This is a genomic window from Rhizobium sp. BK650 (genome assembly GCF_014195325.1).
Classification (GTDB): domain Bacteria; phylum Pseudomonadota; class Alphaproteobacteria; order Rhizobiales; family Rhizobiaceae; genus Rhizobium.
In genome coordinates, this window is sequence record NZ_JACIBK010000002.1 from 543,926 (window position 1) to 561,492 (window position 17,567).

The 17,567-nt window shown below is 59.2% G+C and carries 15 protein-coding genes; 8 read left to right on the forward strand and 7 right to left on the reverse strand.

Features of this window, described 5'->3' with window-relative positions; translation table 11 throughout:
• Positions 1–2 precede the first annotated feature (2 nt).
• Together FHX15_RS06995 and FHX15_RS07000 are read right to left on the reverse strand one after the other, a co-directional pair.
• Positions 3–428 (reverse strand): response regulator, encoded by a 426-nt coding sequence (locus tag FHX15_RS06995; RefSeq protein ID WP_184394912.1) that lies wholly within the window; start codon positions 426–428, stop codon positions 3–5.
• Positions 415–2,562 (reverse strand): PAS domain S-box protein, encoded by a 2,148-nt coding sequence (locus FHX15_RS07000; protein ID WP_184394914.1) that lies wholly within the window; start codon positions 2,560–2,562, stop codon positions 415–417. Before FHX15_RS07000 ends, FHX15_RS06995 begins: the two co-directional genes overlap by 14 nt.
• A gap of 197 nt (positions 2,563–2,759) precedes the next feature.
• On the opposite strand from FHX15_RS07000, the gene FHX15_RS07005 reads away from it, so the two are divergent.
• The 3 genes from FHX15_RS07005 (at position 2,760) to FHX15_RS07015 (ending at position 4,756) form a co-directional block, all read left to right on the forward strand.
• Positions 2,760–3,131, forward strand: coding sequence for a response regulator (locus FHX15_RS07005; RefSeq protein ID WP_184394916.1), 372 nt, complete (start codon positions 2,760–2,762; stop codon positions 3,129–3,131).
• Positions 3,132–3,583: 452 nt separating this feature from the next.
• The gene (locus FHX15_RS07010) at positions 3,584–4,288 is read left to right on the forward strand and encodes a response regulator transcription factor (RefSeq protein WP_184394918.1); all 705 of its coding nucleotides are present in this window, start codon (positions 3,584–3,586) and stop codon (positions 4,286–4,288) included.
• A 30-nt stretch (positions 4,289–4,318) separates the two neighbouring features.
• Positions 4,319–4,756: a response regulator gene (locus tag FHX15_RS07015; protein WP_184394920.1), complete on the forward strand. Its 438-nt coding sequence runs from the start codon at positions 4,319–4,321 to the stop codon at positions 4,754–4,756.
• Positions 4,757–4,769: 13 nt separating this feature from the next.
• On the opposite strand, the gene FHX15_RS07020 is transcribed toward FHX15_RS07015, so the two are convergent.
• The 4 genes from FHX15_RS07020 to ybaL form a co-directional block, all read right to left on the reverse strand.
• Entirely contained in the window at positions 4,770–5,486 is a 717-nt protein-coding gene (locus FHX15_RS07020; protein WP_184394921.1) for an ATP-binding protein, read from the reverse strand.
• Positions 5,487–5,583: 97 nt separating this feature from the next.
• Positions 5,584–8,133 (reverse strand): protein translocase subunit SecD, encoded by a 2,550-nt coding sequence (gene secD / locus FHX15_RS07025; protein WP_184394922.1) that lies wholly within the window; start codon positions 8,131–8,133, stop codon positions 5,584–5,586.
• An 82-nt stretch (positions 8,134–8,215) separates the two neighbouring features.
• A complete protein-coding gene (locus FHX15_RS07030; protein ID WP_184394923.1) occupies positions 8,216–8,635 on the reverse strand; it encodes a hypothetical protein in 420 nt (139 codons plus the stop codon).
• Positions 8,636–8,650: 15 nt separating this feature from the next.
• On the reverse strand, positions 8,651–10,474 hold the full coding sequence (gene ybaL, locus FHX15_RS07035; protein WP_184394924.1) for a YbaL family putative K(+) efflux transporter: 1,824 nt from the start codon (positions 10,472–10,474) through the stop codon (positions 8,651–8,653).
• A 33-nt stretch (positions 10,475–10,507) separates the two neighbouring features.
• On the opposite strand from ybaL, the gene FHX15_RS07040 reads away from it, so the two are divergent.
• Positions 10,508–10,813, forward strand: a complete 306-nt coding sequence (locus tag FHX15_RS07040) for a helix-turn-helix domain-containing protein (protein ID WP_184394926.1) — start codon at positions 10,508–10,510, stop codon at positions 10,811–10,813.
• 6 nt (positions 10,814–10,819) lie between these two features.
• Here the strand turns inward: FHX15_RS07040 and FHX15_RS07045 are convergent, their stop codons facing one another.
• Positions 10,820–12,244, reverse strand: a complete 1,425-nt coding sequence (locus tag FHX15_RS07045) for an ArnT family glycosyltransferase (RefSeq protein WP_184394928.1) — start codon at positions 12,242–12,244, stop codon at positions 10,820–10,822.
• Positions 12,245–12,891: 647 nt separating this feature from the next.
• Here FHX15_RS07045 and FHX15_RS07050 point away from each other — a divergent pair.
• The 4 genes from FHX15_RS07050 (at position 12,892) to FHX15_RS07065 (ending at position 17,562) form a co-directional block, all read left to right on the forward strand.
• Positions 12,892–14,520, forward strand: coding sequence for a globin-coupled sensor protein (locus FHX15_RS07050; protein ID WP_184394930.1), 1,629 nt, complete (start codon positions 12,892–12,894; stop codon positions 14,518–14,520).
• A 63-nt stretch (positions 14,521–14,583) separates the two neighbouring features.
• A complete protein-coding gene (locus FHX15_RS07055) occupies positions 14,584–14,880 on the forward strand; it encodes an STAS domain-containing protein (RefSeq protein ID WP_184394932.1) in 297 nt (98 codons plus the stop codon).
• Entirely contained in the window at positions 14,877–15,242 is a 366-nt protein-coding gene (gene cheY1 / locus FHX15_RS07060; RefSeq protein ID WP_003570362.1) for a chemotaxis response regulator CheY1, read from the forward strand. Before FHX15_RS07055 ends, cheY1 begins: the two co-directional genes overlap by 4 nt.
• Positions 15,243–15,261: 19 nt before the next feature.
• Entirely contained in the window at positions 15,262–17,562 is a 2,301-nt protein-coding gene (locus FHX15_RS07065) for a chemotaxis protein CheA (RefSeq protein WP_184394934.1), read from the forward strand.
• Positions 17,563–17,567 lie beyond the last annotated feature (5 nt).

Below are 17,567 nucleotides of genomic sequence, written 5' to 3' on the forward strand. Positions count from 1 at the left end.
CGTCAGTCCTCTAAAGGCAGGATCGCGATTTCGAACCAATATTCCTTGAGCCGCTGGATGGCGGCGAACAGCCCATCGAGATCGACCGGCTTCTGTACGTAGGTATTGGCGCCGAGCGCATAGCAGCCCTCGATGTCGCGCTCGTCGTCCGATGTCGTTAGAATCACGACAGGGATCTTGCGCCAGTGCGCGTTGGATTTGATCGCCTCTAGTGTCTTGCGTCCGTCGAGACCGGGCATGTTAAGGTCGAGCAGGATGAGGCCGGGCTTCGGAGCCATGAACGCGAGCAGGTCGAGCGCCTCCTGGCCGGAAGCGGCCCTGCGGATGGGGTTGCGCAGATTGGTGCGCTTGAAGGCGCGCATCGTCGCTTCGAAATCGTCCTCGCTGTCCTCGACGACGAGGATCGGTTGCGTGTCACGCTGCTGCATTCTGACCCTCGCGCTTCCTTCCCAGAGTGAAATAGAATGTCGTGCCGGCGCCCACTTCGGATTCTAGCCATATCTCGCCATTGTGACGCCCAATGATCTTGCGTACGAAAGTGAGGCCGGCACCGGTGCCGTCGTCGGAATCCTGCGATTTTTCAAGCCGTTTGAAAATGCGGAAAATATCATCGTAGAACTGTTGGGGTATGCCTTTGCCATTGTCTTTCACATAGAAGACGTTGCGTGCCGTCATTCCATCCTTGCCGGCATAATGTTCCAGATAGCCGATGCTGACAATTGGCAGTGGCTTGTCATTATATTTGACGGCATTTGTGATGAGGTTGCGAAACACCTCGGTCAGGCGTGGTGCATCGCAGACGACCTCCGGCAGGACGCCTTCAATGACGACCTTCGCATGCTGCTCCTCCAGAAGAAGCTCCATAGTTGACACGACGTCGCGGACAATGGAACCAATATCGGTTCGCTTGACGGCGAGCTGCTGACGACCGATGCGCGAAAAATAGAGGAGGTCGTTGACGAGCTTTTCCATGCGCTGGCTGAGGCGGACCAGTCGGTGGAGACGGCGCACGCCGTCTTCATCGAGTTTGTCCTCATAGTCTTCGAGCAGGAAACGGGAGTGATTGTGAAGACCGCGCAGCGGCTCCTTGAGGTCGTGCGAGGCTATATAAGCAAACTCGTCGAGATCGTGATTGGAGCGTTCGAGATCGGCCGTGTATTCCTCGAGCTGGGCAAGCGTAGTTCTTATCCGATCGTCTTGCCGCACGCGCTCACTGATATCGCGTACGATGCCGACGAAGGTTTTGCTAGAGCCGCTGGCGACAGCGCTGACAGACAAGTCGATCGGGAACACCACGCCGTTCTTGCGCCGGCCGGAAACCATGCGCGTCGTGCCGATGATGCGCTCCTCGCCGGTGCGACGGTAATTGCCGAGATAGGTATCGTGTTCGGAATGATAGGGTTCCGGCATCAGCATCTTGATGTTGTTGCCGATCGCCTCCTGAGGCGTGTAGCCGAACATGGTCTCGGCGGCGGGATTGAAGCTCATGATACGACCCGCCTCGTCGATGGCGATAACCGCATCAGGCGTATTGCGTACCAACGCGCTGAAGCGGATGCGCTCAGTCTCCAGATGCTGGGTGTTGCGCATAAAATAGAAAACGAAGATGGCAACCAGCCAGAGCGTTGCCGAGGTGATCGAGCGGTTGGCGGCCTCACGCCAGTATTCGTCCGGTGGATGATTGACGGCAAAGAAGCCGAGCAGGATCAGGACTGTACAGACGAAGGCGAAAAAGATCGGGGCGTTGCGATTTCCGAACCAGAGCGCCGTCAGCACCAGCGGAACATAGAGAATACCGTTTGCCACGCCGAGCGGCGTATAGAGATCGACGATGAGGCCGGTAAAACAGATCGTTGCCGGTATCCACAGGGGGATCTGCGCCCTGTTGGTCGGCAACATCCACCAGGATCTGGCGAGAAGCCCACAGCCGAAAGCCACCATTCCGATAGCCGTATGCAGGGCCATCGCGGCATAGGGCCCCCAGCGATAGCCCTTTTCGGCATCCGTGATATATCCGGCAAGCGCGATCATGCCGAGCGTGATTACGATATAGCTGGTGAGTTCCTGCACGAGCTGACCGCTCGGTCGTCTCCCTTGGAGAGCAAAAAGAATGGAAAGATTCGATATGAGGAAGATCAGCGCCGTGTTCGGCCCCATGCCGCCGCCGATCTGTTCGACAAAGGCCGGAGAGATCAAAAACTGCGTCAGGAGCACATCGACGTTGTGAATCGTCCGGCCGAGTGTGATGATCTCCACCAGGCGCACTGCGGAAAGAACGACGGCGAGGCTGCAGGTAGCGACCGACACGATGCGGTAGCGCGTGCCTGTCTCCATCGACGTGGCAAGCCCGATACCCGACAGCACGAAACAGAGGGCGGTATTGAAGGCCATGGACGGAAAGCCCGGTACGACCGAGATGATGATCTCGATCTCCAGCAACCACCCGCTCAGAGCGGTCAGGCCGAGCAGGACCAGCAGACAGCCGATGGCGAGCGCGACCAGGCGGTAGCGTCCGCTTTCCGTCCCGCCCGACCCTGATCTAGCGGTATCCCGCACGCGCATCACCTCCTTGCGATATCCTTGTGGGTGAAACATCTTTTCTGAAATTGCCGAATTCTCAAGAGGCAGATTGTTGTGCGGAACGCGCTTTTTCGACAGCAACTTCTGAAGGCCGATATCGAATTTTAGTGAACTGGCGTTAATGTCCCAATGAAGGACAGTGCAGGACGAGCGAAACGATATCCAGATTGCGGTGCTAGATGCCGATCTTGTTTTACGTCGACGATAGCAGGGATGATCTCTTCTATATCGACTATATCCGAAAGAAGCAGAAGGTGGATGTTGATCTATTCTGCTTCTCGACCGCAGAGGCAGCATTCGAGGCGCTCGAGGAGTGGCTGGAGAGAGACGAAGGCATGCCGGACATATTGGTCGCTGATCTCTATATGCCTCTGGACAGCGGCACTGGACTGATCGCGCGGCTGCGGCGGGACGAGCGCTTTTCTGGAATGCGGCTTGGTATTTGCAGCGGTTCGGATGCGGTGGAGGACCGTGAACGGGCGCTTGCTGCCGGTGCCGATTTCTACCTTGAAAAGCCACTGGATCTAGCCGGGATCATGGATAATCGCTGATTGCTTAATGTGAATGAACTCGCTCGCAGGGGCAAATTGCGTGCGAGAAAGCACAATTGACAAGCCCGGCAGCGCATTTCAAAATGCAACCCGAGAGAAGAAAATTAAAGCACTGAGAGAGCCGCCCGATCCATGTTCGCCGCCACGAACGTCAGCCAACCCCTTAGCTGAATGGCCCGACCGGCTCTCCCGCGCTTACTTCCGGCACTGTCTTCCGCATTCATGGATGTTGAATGCAGAGAGATTGGGATACCTAGGTAAGAGCTACTATTTGAGTAAACTGCCCTATGCATCACCTGTAGTTGAGATGTCTCCGCTTGCGATATCGAAAGTCCCCGTTTCGCTATCGATCATCAACCGTCTCGCAATTTTTGTAGCTGTTCGCGTTTTAGACGTATATCCCAAGATTTCGGGATCGGCGGATTGAGAATTGGGGAGGAGGAAGAGTGGGAATGACCAGTGCTGCCGCAGTTCCCTTTCATACTGGTCCGGAACTGAGCCGGGCGATCAATCGCACGGATTTTTTTCGCCTCCTGAGGGCGGCCGCACAGCACTACAGTTTCGACAATTTTACCTTGGCGCGTATCTCGGAGGCTGCAGCGCCTTTCGGTGAACGCGATGTCGTCATCACCAATGTCGCCGAACGGCGCATGAGCCTCTTTGTCAAGACTCTCAAGGAAGCCTTGGGAACTGCCAAGGCGCGGACGGCGCAGTTCCTGACGACGCCGGTGCATGGGAAAAGTGCGGCGATAGAAGGCTACCCTTCAGATCTGGTCTTCAACGAATTCAGCGGCAGTACATTTCTTTTCATCCCGCTGTTTACGCCGGAAGGACGTCGTTACAGCCTGGTGCTCAGCGGCCAGCGTCCGGAGCCGGACCAGGGCGAACTGGCGGATATTCTGCTCGATGCCATGCGCATCTTCGATAAGTTGTATGAGGAAATCCTGACGCAGGAAATGTCCGGCCGACTCACGCAACGTGAAACCGAAATCGTCAAGTGGACGAGCGAGGGCAAGACTTCCGCGGAGATTGCCATCATCCTCGGTCTTTCCGAACACACGGTCAATTCGCATATAACGGCCGCAGTCCGGAAACTCGACGCCGTCAACCGGGTTCATATGGTGGCGATCGCATTGCGAAACGGTCTGGTTTCGTGAGCCGGTTTCACGTCGGGGAAAGGTGAAACGATGAGTGCGGAAGCAACGCGCAGGAATGCGGTGAAAGTATTGTTCGTCGATGACGAATTCATCGAGTTCCGTTCGCTCAAAAAGAAGATCGCAGACCTCTCCGAGCCGCCCGTCGACGTCGAATATTCTCAATCGATCGGTGATGCATTGGACAAGATAAGGTCTGCTCGCTTCGATCTCGTCCTTCTCGACAACCGCCTGCTGCCAAACGCTGATTTTCGCGAGACGGTGCCTGAACTGAGGGGTATCGGCTATACCGGCCCGATTGGCGTCATCTCGACCGACATATCAGGCAATTATTTCCAGGAATTCCCCGATTACGGTGTCGATTTCCGTATCGGCAAAGATGAGATCGACGTCCAGACGCTGCAGCACATCATCCGAGAATACGTGACCTATGATGTCCCGGATTTTTGGAAGGATGATTACAGCATTTGACCAGGAAGAAGCTCTATGCCGGCAGGCGGATCGCAAAGCGGCTGCCACTCTCATCGGAATGGTTTAGGCTGATATCGCCGCCAAGCGCGCCGAGCAGTTCCCTCGTGATCGTTAGGCCAAGCCCCGGTCCGGATACTTTATCGGCTTTCGGCAACTTCCAGAACGCATCGAAGATCCTTTCCTGATAGGCCGGCTCGATACCGCAGCCATTGTCGGCGACAGTGATTCGCCAATCTGCGCCCTCGCGTGTTGCCGTAACGGTGACATGCGGCGGCGCAGTGCCGTGATGGTCCAGTGCATTGGAGAAAAGGTGTTTCAAAACAATCGTCAGAAGTGCAGCGTCGCTGCGGATAAGGGGTAGATTGTCCGCATCGAGTGACGCGCCGCCGGCGGGAAATTCCTCGAGCACCTGGCGCCAGGCATCCCGCGTAACATTGCCGAGGTGCACATCGTTGATGGTGATCTGCGGGGCCGTTCCCGCAAAGCCCATCAATGCCTTCGTGAGCCGCTGCGCCGTCTGGGCCTTGTCCATGATCGTCTTGAGGCTCTGCAGTTGTTCGCTGTCCAGCATCGGTTGAAGATCGTCCAGTAGTATTTCCGCATACATGGCGATGTGGCGGAGCGGCGATTGCAGGTCATGTGAGGCGGTCGCGAGGAAGCGTTTGATACGCTCCTCCTGCTCTCTGCTGGAAACGGCTTCCGGCTTCTTTGACGTCGGGTTGAAAGACATATGGCGTGTGCTCCCGATCTCTTTGAATTGAACATAGAAAGAGGGCGCCGGCTGTGCAACCGGCGCCCTCTCCAAGTCCATCTTAAATATCGGCGGCTTAGCCTGCGGTTTTGCGCGGCTGGCCAGCATCCGGCGGAATGATTTCCACGGCTGCATCGTTCGAAGCCGCGACTGCCTTGGCATGGCGGCGGCGCCAGTCACCGAGGAAGAGCAGGATCGGCGCTGCGATGAAGATCGAGGATGCGGCCGCAACGAGAATGCCGAACGCCATCGGGATCGCGAAGCTTTCGACCGCACTGCCGCCCCAGATCGCCATCGGCAGCAGCGAGAGGAAGGCCGTCGCGTTGGTGTAGAGGCTTCGGGCCAGTGTCTCGTTGATCGACTTGTCGATGATCTCGCGCAGGGGCATCGACTTATAGAGGCGCATGTTTTCACGCATGCGGTCATAGACGACGACCTTGTCGTTCACCGAGTAGCCGACCAGCGTCAGGATCGCCGCGATGGCCGTGAGGTTGAAATCGAGCCCCGTCAGCGCGAAGAAGCCGATCGCCTTGGTCACGTCGAGGATGAGGGTCACGATAGCGCCGACCGCGAAGGGCCATTCGAAGCGGTACCAGATGTAGAACAGCATCGCGAGGCTGGCGATCACGACCGACAGGATACCCGCCCAGGCAAGCTCGCCGCTGACCTTGGGGCCGATGACATCAGTGCCGGTGACGGTCGCGGACGGGTCGATCTTGACGATCTCGGCCTTGAGCTTGGTGACGGCTGCGGTCTGAGCCTCTTCGCCGCCTTCCTGCCGCTGTGCGCGCACCAGCATGGTATTGTTGTCGCCGAAGGACTGCAGCGCCACTTCGCCGAGGCCAAGGCCGTTAAGACCTTCACGGAAGCGGCCGAGATCGGCGGCTTCCTGCGTCTTCACCGACATCTGGATACCACCACGGAAGTCGACGCCGTAGTTGAGACCCGGATAGATGAAGAGGGCGATCGAAGCGATTGACAGCAGCGCGGAGACGGTCACGCCGAAGAAGCGCGCCTTCATGAACTGGATATGCCTGTCATAAGGGCTGAAGGGGATCAGCGGCTTGATGTTCAGGACCTTCATCTTCCGGCGACGGGTGATCTCGATCATCGTGACGCGCACGAAGGCGACCGATGTGAACATCGAGATGATGAGGCCAAGCGCCATGGTCACGGCAAAACCGCGAACCGGGCCGGAGCCGAACCAGAACAGGATGGCGGCTGCGATAAGCGCCGTCATGTTGCCGTCGATGATGGTCGAGTACGCACGGCGGAAGCCGGTGTCGATGGCCGCGAAGGCGCTCTTGCCCTTGCGGGTTTCTTCGCGGATGCGCTCGTTGATCAGAACGTTCGCGTCGACCGCGAGGCCGATACCGAGCACGACGCCGGCGATGCCCGGCAGGGTCAGCGTCGCGCCGACAAGCGTCAGCGCCGAGAAAGTCAGGATCGTGTGGATGAGAAGCGCGATATTCGCAAGGATGCCCCAAGTGCCGTAGAGCACCAGGATGAAGGCGGCGACAAGTACGAAGCCGACGACGCCGGCATAGAGGCCCATGCGGATCGCATCTGCGCCGAGATCGGCACCGACGGTGCGTTCTTCGATGACGGTCAGCTTGGCGGGTAGGGCGCCCGCGCGCAGCATGGCGGCGAGCGTATTGGCGCTGTCAGTGGTGAAATTGCCGGAGATCTGACCCGAACCGCCGGTGATCGGCTCGCGGATGACAGGCGCGCTCAGCACCTTGTCATCAAGCACGATCGCGAAAGGATTGCCAACGTTCTGGCGGGTGATATCAGCAAAGCGGGTTGCACCGGCGCTGTCGAAGCGGAAGGTGACGACCGGCTGCTGGCTCTGGTCGAAGCTGACGCGGGCATCCGAGAGCCGGTCGCCGGAAATCTCGACGCGATCGAGAACCGGATAGCTGTTGCCCTGGTCATCCTTCATGATCGTCACACCCGGACCGGCCTGACCGTTCTGGGCGAGCATGTGGAAGGACATTTTGGCAGTGGAGCCGAGAAGCTCGCGAAGGCGGGACGGATCCTGCGCACCCGGAAGCTGCACGAGAATTCGGTTGGCGCCGATGCGCTGGATCGTCGGCTCGGCAACGCCGACTTGGTCGACGCGCTGGCGGATGACTTCAAGGCTCTGTGCGACGGCATTGTCGACATTGGTTGCAATACCGGCCGGCGAAAAGCCGATGGTGATGTTGCCGCCGTCGGCCGTAACCGCAAGGTCGGACTGGCCGGCGCTGATACCGCTGGAGATCACGTTGCCAAGGGTGCGAAGCTGGGTGACGGCCGCGTCGCTCTGCGACGGGTCGGCGAGCGAAACAACGATATTGTTGTTGTTGCGAACGACGGACTTCGGCTGGATGTTCTTTTCGCGCAGCACGCGGCGGGCGTCCTGCAGCAGCGAATTCAGGCGCTCCTTGGTGAGGTCGGCCTCATCGACTTCGAGCACAAGGTGCGAACCACCGCGAAGGTCGAGACCGAGAGAGACCTGGCTATGCGGCAGCCAGGCAGGAATGCGCTGGAGTACGCTCGGTGGCAGGGCGTTTGGAAGGGCGATCAACAGGCCGAGCAGGATGATCACCGTATAGGTGAACACCAGCCATGGTGAATTACGCATATTTTAAGTCCTTGGATAATGCTTTGCCGGCGCGACTGCGCTGCGGCATGTCTATGGATCAGAAGCGCCCGGGGGCGTTAATTCAGGCAGCCTGCGGCGGTGCGCGGGGCTGGTGGGCCTGGGCTATGATAGGGGGAAGCGAGGCTTCGAATGCGAATACCGGGGCAGCTTGGCGCCAGTCAGCAAATTTCAGTGCCGGAGCGGCATTGAGAACTGCCGATCCGGCATCTTGGAGTTGCTGTTTCGGCGCGGCCTTACGGTCGCTGATCAGCAGCCCACGGATGGCGTCGCGCGCCGTGACCTGCGTTTGTTGCGAATCTCGACTGGAAGAAGAGAGGCTGTTCGGCGTCGACGATGGGCCGATGGCGATACTGCCGCCGAAAAGCAGGCCCAGATAAGCGAAGATCGCAACGACGACAGAGGCGGCAATACGGCTTACCCGGCGGCGCTGTCCCAGCTCCGTCTCTCCTGTCTCGGTGATTTCACTCCCAAATCGGCTCAAAGGCGCGGCAATCTCTCATTCTTTTTCCGGTGAAGGCTCCACCGGCGGCAGGATTGTACCAGCCGAAGGTCCGTCTTCATAGGGTGCACTGTCATGATGCACTTGGGCGAGCTGGTCAACCATGCCAAGCGCAATTTCCCGTTCCCCCATGATGACGGTATCGGCGCCGTATTGCCGCAGTTCCTCGACTTCGGCATCGGAATGAGCGCGCGCGACGATCAGGATCGAAGGATTGGTGGCGCGGCCCTGCTCGGCGATGCGGCAGGCTTCGAAGGCGTTCGGAATGGCGATGACGAGGCTGCGCGCGCCGGCGAGATTGGCGAGATCGAGCGTTTCGCGGGCGACGGCATTGCCCGACAGTACTTTGATGCCTTGGCTGCGCAGCTCTGCAATACGCTTGTCGGAATCCTCGATGACGAGGAAAGGCGTACCTGACGACTTCAGGTTCTGGCCGACAATGCTGCCGACGCGACCATAACCGACGAGGATTGCGTGGTCGGTGAGTGTCGTTGGATGAACCTCGTCGCTGTCCGGCTGTTCTTTTTCATGCGCGTTTCCGGCATCGGGCGTCGGAGCAGGAGCTTCCGCTGCCGGCTCCTCGCGCGTCGGGCTTTCCAACAGCGGTCGCATACGATCGCAGATGAAGAACAGCAGCGGGTTGAGAATAATCGAGATAATGGCGCCGGCAAGAATGAGGTCGCGGCCTTCCTGCGGCAGCAGACCGAGCTCGACGCCGAGCGCTGCGAGGATGAAGGAGAATTCGCCTATCTGCCCGAGACTTGCTGAAATCGTTAGGGCCGTGCTGACAGGCTTCTTGAAAAGCAGGACGATCAGGAAGGCGGCGGCCGATTTGCCGATGACGATGATGAAGATGGTCGCAAGCACCGGCAACGGCCGCTCGATCAGGATGTAGGGATCGAAGAGCATGCCGACGGAGACGAAGAAGAGGACCGCGAAGGCGTCGCGCAACGGCAGGCTTTCCTGTGCGGCACGGTGGCTGAGCTCGCTTTCGGCAAGAACCATGCCGGCGAAGAAGGCCCCGAGCGCCAGCGATACGCCGAAAAGCTTTGAAGCGCCGAAGGCAACGCCGAGTGCGATCGCCAGCACACCGAGGCGGAAGAGTTCGCGCGAGCCGGTATGAGCGATGCGGTGCATGGTCCAGGGAATGAGCTTGCGGCCGAAGACCAGCATCAGAGCGACGAAAAGCACCACCTTGACCAATGTCATGGCGATAATGCCGCCGACGCCGAGATCGAGGCCGAGAAGCCGGTTGAGACCCGCCGAAAGCGGCTCGACAGGACCGTGACTGTCGCCGGTAATGCTCGCGGCCGCCGGGATGAGCACTAGCGCCAGCACCATGGCGAGATCCTCGACGATCAGCCAGCCAACGGCGATGCGCCCGCGCTCAGTCTCGACAAGGCGCCGCTCTTGCAGGGCTTTCAGCAGCACCACCGTCGAAGCGACAGAAAGCGCAAGGCCGAAAACGAGACTGCCGCCCATCGGCCATCCCATAAGTGCGCCGAGGCCCCAGCCGAGCAAAGTGGCAAAACCGATCTGAACGACCGCCCCCGGCACGGCAATGCCGCGCACAGAGAGCAGGTCCTTGAGCGAGAAATGAAGGCCAACGCCGAACATCAACAGAATGACGCCGATTTCGGCAAGCTCAGGCGCGAGGCTTTGATCGGCAACGAAACCCGGCGTGTGTGGGCCAGCGAGCACCCCTGCGACAAGATATCCCACAAGAGGCGGGAGGCGCAGACGATTGGCTATCGCGCCCAGAATAAATGCCAGCACGAGGCCCCCGACAATAGTCGAAATTAAAGGCGTGTCGTGCGGCATTGCTCTCTCCGATCTGGAAATCCTGTTCAAAAAATGACATATATGATCTATATCGACCAATATGGGTGGTTTGGAATAATGGGTCAAGGCGCAAAAGAAACAATTCTGACGCCCGCTTTGTGCCGCGCTGCGCGCGGTCTGCTTGATTGGACGCAGGCCGAGCTCGCCGAGAAGGCTGCGGTTTCCCGTAGTACGATACGCGACTATGAAGGCCATCATCACGAAATCCATCGTGCGACGGAAGCGCAACTGCGCCTTGCCTTCGAGGACGGGGGCGTGAAATTCGTCGAGATAGAGGGCTGTGGAACCGGCCTTTGCCTGCCCGGCTCCGTGAACTGAGTTTCCTCAGGGCTGCATCAGGCACGCCGCGCCGACCTTGTAGACATAGATCGTGTCGCCTCTGTAGTTACCTTTTTCCGGCTGCCAGCTTTTCAGCATATCCGGCGTTTCGTTCGAGCAACTCAGGGGTTTGGAAGTCAGGAATAGAACCTGTCCGCTGGTATCGGCCGGCAAGGCGAATTCCTGCTCGTAATAGCTATCCGGCAGATCGGCCGGCGGACGGGCATAGATCTTATAGGACGTATCCCGCAGCGTGTGGAAGAGATCGGCGACCATGTCCCTGTTGTCGGTGACGATGATACTGGCGCCCGCTTGCGCGGCAAGATCGGCAGCTTCGCGGCTGACTTCGGCCCGGCCGAGATAGCGTTCCATGACTTCCTTGCCGTTCGGCAGCACCAGTTGATGCGAAAAGATCGTTGCGAAAGGGAAGAGCAGGCAGGCGACACCATTGATCGCGAGCGAGGTTCTGAGGCCCTTTGGCCAAAGACGGTGAAGCAGCCAGACGGCCAGCACGATGCCGGCCACATAGGCCGTGACGGCCCAATTGGCATAGGCCTTGGCGACGGACGCCTGCAGGGTAATGAGCAGCACGACCGGGATCGACAGCCAGACGAGCATCTTCTCACGCGGTTCGCTACGGCCGCAGATCATGTTCCAGACGGCCCAGAGCATCGCGAAGAAGACGATCGGGCCGACGACCCCGAACTGCGCGGAGAAGAATTCCAGCCCGCCGCGAATATTGCTGCCGAGATCGTTCCAATGGGCAATATCCTGCGTGTGGCGCACCGTCGTATTATTGTTCTGGAGGTTCCACCAGAGGTTCGGGAACGCGATGATCGCGGAGGTGACGACCGCGATGATGAAGTCGCGCACCGCAATCCGTGCCGCCGGAATGAGCAGCATTGCAATCGCTCCGCCAGGCACAAGGAAGAGCACGGCATATTTCGTCAGAAACGCCAGCCCGACACCAATACCCATGAGAAGTGCAAGCCCGACGGAGCGACGCTGCGTCAACTCGAAATAGGCGATGAGCGCAATGGCTATGAAGAAGAGCAGGATGACATCGGTGGAGAAGAAGACTGAAGAAAGCGCAACCGCCGGCAGCGTAATATAGGTCGCGCCGACCCAGCCTTCGATATCAGGCCCGATGAAGCGCTTCGCCAGTTTCATCAGCACCAGCGCGGTTGCCATGTGGAAGAGGGGGGCCGGAAGACGCAGCCAATAGATGTCACTGGAGCCGGCAAGGTCGGTGAAGATCCTGAGCACCCATGCGATCATCGGCGGCTTGGAATAATAGCCGAAATCGAGATTCTGCGACCAGAACCAGTATTGTGCCTCATCGACGAACAGGTCCGTCGTATCGAAATGCAGCGCCACGACACGGAAGATCGTAAACGCCAGAATGATGATGAAGCCGGTCCGAGCTGACATAAATCCCTTACTTCCGCTGACAAAGGAGCGCGTGTCGATACACCAACGATGCGGGACTGCCAACGGGAAAGGTAAAGGGACATTTAAGGCGCGCTGGCACCTTAGAAGACGCGAAGCGTGCGATTGTCGCGGTGCGCCGCGATCGTATCGAGGAGGGTAACGGCTGCGGCGATCGCAATCGCGATCAGGCATGAACCCATTCCGAGAACTATCATTTCTCTTTCCTTGTAGACGTCATGTCAGGCTCTTTCATAGGGCCTATAGCATAGAGCTTGCGCGTGCCTTGTAGCAGCGATGCAACTCCAAGCCGGTATTTACTGTCAGAAGCCTGGCTAATTGTTTCAAAAGCTACAGGCCGGAGGGCTTATTAACCTTCAAGCAAGGAATTAACCATAAACATTGGGTTACACGTCGGAATGGGAAGATGCACTCGTTCCCACCAGGCATGACGCCGTACCGCCGTACCGGGTCGATCCGGTATCCATCTCTTCAGGCAACTCCGAACAGAATTGCTGACCAGGAGGCTTCAGCCCCCCGGTTGCGACCGGTGGCGAAGACCGTCTCCGCGTATCTTTCATCGGAGGCTGCGAAAGTTTTTGGCCGGGTTCGCCCGGAAAGTGGTTGGGGACAGGGCGTTGAGGCAGGATATGCCAACAGAACAGGCTCGTGGAGCGCAGGCAGGCAGCCTTCGCGACCGCCTGCGCTTTGCCGGTCTCGATACCGACCAGTGCGAGATGGTCCGCCGCAACCGGCCCGCTCTTGAAGCTCATCTGAAGGCGGGCCTGCGCGATCTCTTCCACCGCTTCCAGTCCTTCCCCGATGCCGCACGCAATTTCGAAAGCGAACGGCAAATCGAGCGTCTCCACGACCTGCAGTCCTCGCATTGGGATGTGCTGACAGATGCACGTTTCGACAGCCTTTATGCAGAGCGCGTCAAGGTTCTCTCCGATACCGAAAGCAAGATCGGTCTCGACCCGCGCTGGCACGTCGCCGGTCATGGGGTCATGCTGGAACACGTGATTTCGGGTCTCGCCGACGAGCTCGCCGGCCGGCCGGTACTGCCGTCAGCCAAGCGCCGCGCCCGTGAGATCACCGATCTCATGACATCTATTATTCGTATCGTCATTGTCGATGTGGAAATTGCCGTCTCGCTGCGCTTCAACGCACTGCGCTCTGCGCAGCAGCGTGCGCTTGCCGACCGGCGTACCGAAGGGGAAGCAGAAATCGCCCGTATTTTCGGCGAGGTCATTGAAGGTCTTTCTGCCCGCGACCTGACGCAGCGCGCGCCGGTCGACGGTGCTCATACCGACATCGCGGCCGCATTGAATGCTGCCCTCGACGGTTTGCAGGCAGAATTTATTGCGATTGCCGAGCGCAACTCCAAGGCAGAAACTGCAACGCAGTCGGTCCTCGCTGCATCCCGCAACTTTGCCGGCACTGCCGCCGGCCAGGCCGACCGCCTGCAGCTCTCGGCAGCTGCCCTTGCCGGCATTGCCGAGCGTGTCCGCGAGGGCGCTGCCGGCAGCCGCGCCGCCGAACAGGCAGTCGCAGCCACGCGTGCGGCGGTGGAGGAAAGCGGCGAGGTGGTTGGCCGCGCGATCAGCGCCATGGCCGATATCGAACGGTCGGCCGAGAAGATAGGCCAGATCATCGGCACGATCGATGAGATTGCCTTCCAGACGAACCTGCTCGCTCTGAATGCCGGAATTGAGGCCGCCCGTGCCGGCGAATCCGGCCGAGGGTTTGCCGTCGTTGCACAGGAAGTGCGGGCGCTCGCACAGCGCTCCGCCGAAGCTGCCCGCGAGATCAAAACTCTCGTGACCACCACGAAGACTCAGGTGGATGCGGGTGTGCAAATGGTCGGCCGCACGCAGGATTCAATCGCGAGCATTGTCCGTCAGGTCACCGACATCAATACTGCGATTGCCGATATCGCCAGCACGACCGGAGAACATGCTGCCGGCCTCGATGCCGTGACCGCCGACGTGAAAGATCTTGGCAGCGAAGTGGCCGACAATGCCGGCCTGGCGGAACGGTCCGCCGAAGGTGCCGATCATCTCTACACGGTCATTCTGGAACTCGGCCAAACGATCCGCGAGTTCCGCATCGCTCGGGAAAATGCCTATGCAACACGGCAGCAGCCGGCGCGCGTGGTCCAGCCTCGGCCGGTTGCGATCGCAGCGCGTCCGCAAATGGTCGAAGACGAATATGAAAATGAGGATTTCAGCATGTCGCAGCCTCTCGCAAGCGCCGGAGGTGGGCGGAATGTTTACTAACCTATCGGATTATGACGTCGGCTCGTTTTCACGGGTCGGGGACAAGGGGACAAGGAAAAGCTGATGGCAGCAAAGAAGAGTGGAAAGACGCTGGAGTTGCCAGCGGTTCTTGATCTCAATGAGGCTTCCGCATTGCGCGACAAGCTTCTCTCCGTGCGAGGCAACCCTCTGGCGATCGATGCTTCCGCAGTCGAACGCGTCGGCGCTCTTTGCGCCCAGGTTCTGATGGCCGCCGAGAAGACCTGGGGCCAGGACAAGCAGTCGTTCACCTTCTCGAAGGTGTCCGACGCATTTCATAAAACCATGCAGCTGGTTGGCGTCGATATCGACCACCTGCTTGCTAAGGAGATCCGGCAATGAAGAAAAAAGTACTGACGGTGGACGATTCCCGCACCATCCGAAACATGCTTCTCGTGACGCTGAACAATGCGGGTTTCGAGACGATACAGGCTGAAGACGGCGTTGAGGGCCTCGAAGTTCTCGAGGAGTCCAATCCCGACGTCATTGTCACCGACATCAACATGCCGCGCCTCGATGGCTTCGGCTTCATTGAAGGTGTCCGTCGCAACGAGAAGTATCGTGCGATCCCGATCCTGGTGCTGACGACTGAGAGCGATGCGGAAAAGAAGAACCGCGCTCGTCAGGCCGGTGCCACTGGCTGGATCGTCAAGCCCTTCGACCCCGCCAAGCTGATCGATGCCATCGAGCGTGTAACCGCTTAAAAGCCCAGGATTTGCTCCTATGGATATGAACGAAATCAAAGAGATCTTTTTCCAGGAGTGCGAGGAACAGCTCGCCGAACTGGAATCCGGTCTCCTCAAAATGAATGATGGCGATCGTGACCCGGAAACCGTCAACGCGGTTTTCCGCGCAGTGCATTCGATCAAGGGCGGTGCCGGCGCCTTTGGTCTGGATGATCTCGTCGCCTTCGCCCACGTCTTCGAGACCACACTTGATTGCGTTCGTTCCAATAAGCTTGAGCCTAACCAGGACGTGCTGAAGGTTATGCTGAAGTCGGCCGACGTGCTCGCCGACTTGACCAATGCCGCCCGCGATGGCGGCAGCGTCGATGAAAGCAGAAGCCGCGGCCTCGTCAAGGAACTGGAAGCGCTTGCTCATGGCGAGCTGCCCTCTCCCTCGGCAGTTTCCGAAGCGCCTGCGCCGAAGCCGGCTGCGAAGGCCGCTCCTGCTCCGGTTGCCGCAGCCCCAGTTCCCGTGCCGACCGACGACAGCGGCTTTCAGCCGATCCCTTTCTCCTTCGATGATTTCGGCGGTGAAGAAAAGCCTATCGATTTGCCGGCCTACGAAATCATCTTCAAGCCGCGCTTCGAACTCTATTCGAAGGGTAACGACGCCACCCTTCTGCTGCGCGACCTCTCCCGTCTCGGCGAGATGAGCATCTATTGCAACGCCGATGCCCTGCCGGGCCTCGAAGAGCTCGATCCGGAAGGCGCTTATTTATTCTGGAACATCACGATCAAAACGGACAAGGGCGAAGACGCCATCCGCTCCGTCTTCGAATTTGCCGAATGGGATTGCGATCTGACCGTGAAGCCGGCAGAGGACGGCCGACCAGGCGAGACCAATGAAGAACTGCCGATGATCCCGGTTCCCTTCGATCTCTCCATCCTGGATGAAGGCGGTGCCTCCGAAGTACGGGCCGCCACTGAAACCAGGGTCAGCGACACGGCAGCCGCCGTTGCTGCCGCCGAATCGGCGACCAACATCACGCAGATGGCTGCCGCCGCTGCCCGTGTCGAAAAGAAGGAATCGGCCGCTGCCGCTGCCGCTGCAGCGGCAAGTGCCGCAGCCCAGAACAATGCCGCTGCCGGCGCCGGCCAGACGATCCGCGTCGATCTCGATCGCGTCGACCGCCTGATCAACCTCGTTGGCGAGCTTGTCATCAACCAGGCGATGCTCTCTCAGAGCGTCATCGAAAACGACACGACCGGCACCTCGTCGATCAATATGGGCCTCGAAGAGCTGCAGCAGCTCACCCGCGAGATCCAGGACTCGGTCATGGCCATCCGTGCCCAGCCTGTGAAACCGGTCTTCCAGCGTATGTCGCGTATCGTCCGCGAAATCGCCGACATGACCGGCAAGTCGATCCGCCTGATCACCGAAGGTGAAAACACCGAAGTGGACAAGACTGTCATCGACAAGCTGGCCGAACCGTTGACGCATATGATCCGTAACGCTGTCGACCACGGCATCGAAACGCCCGAAAAACGTGCGGCCGCCGGCAAGAACACCGAAGGTACGGTCCGCCTCACCGCCAAACATCGTTCAGGTCGCATCCTGATCGAGCTTGCCGACGACGGAGCCGGCATCAACCGCGAGAAGGTTCGTCAGAAGGCGATCACCAACGAGTTGATCTCGCCAGACGCCAACCTCTCGGATGAGGAAATTGACAACCTGATCTTCCTGCCGGGCTTCTCCACGGCGGACAAGATCTCCGACATTTCCGGCCGCGGTGTCGGAATGGACGTCGTCAAGCGCTCTATCCAAGCGCTCGGCGGTCGCATCAACATCACATCGAGACCGGGCCAGGGCTCGGTCTTCACGATGAGTCTGCCGCTGACGCTTGCCGTTCTCGACGGCATGGTCGTCACGGTCGCAGGCCAGACTCTGGTTGTGCCGCTGACGGCTATCGTCGAAACGCTGCAGCCGGAGGCCGCCGCGATCCACTCCTTTGGTGCGAACCATCGCCTGATCTCGATCCGCAACAGCTTCTGCCCGCTGGTCGATGTGGGTCGCATTCTGAACTTCCGCGCCACCCAGGCCAACCCGGTCGAAGGTGTCGCGCTTCTGGTGGAATCCGAGGGCGGCGGTCAGCGCGCGCTCATGGTCGATGCGATCCAAGGTCAGCGCCAGGTCGTCATCAAGAGCCTTGAGGCAAACTACACCCACGTTCCGGGTATTGCCGCTGCAACCATCCTCGGTGATGGCCGTGTGGCGCTCATTCTTGATGTGGATGCAGTCGTCGGCGCTTCGCGCGGTCAGTCCCTCAAGGCGGAAATGTCATTGGCGGCAGTAGGGTAAGAGGC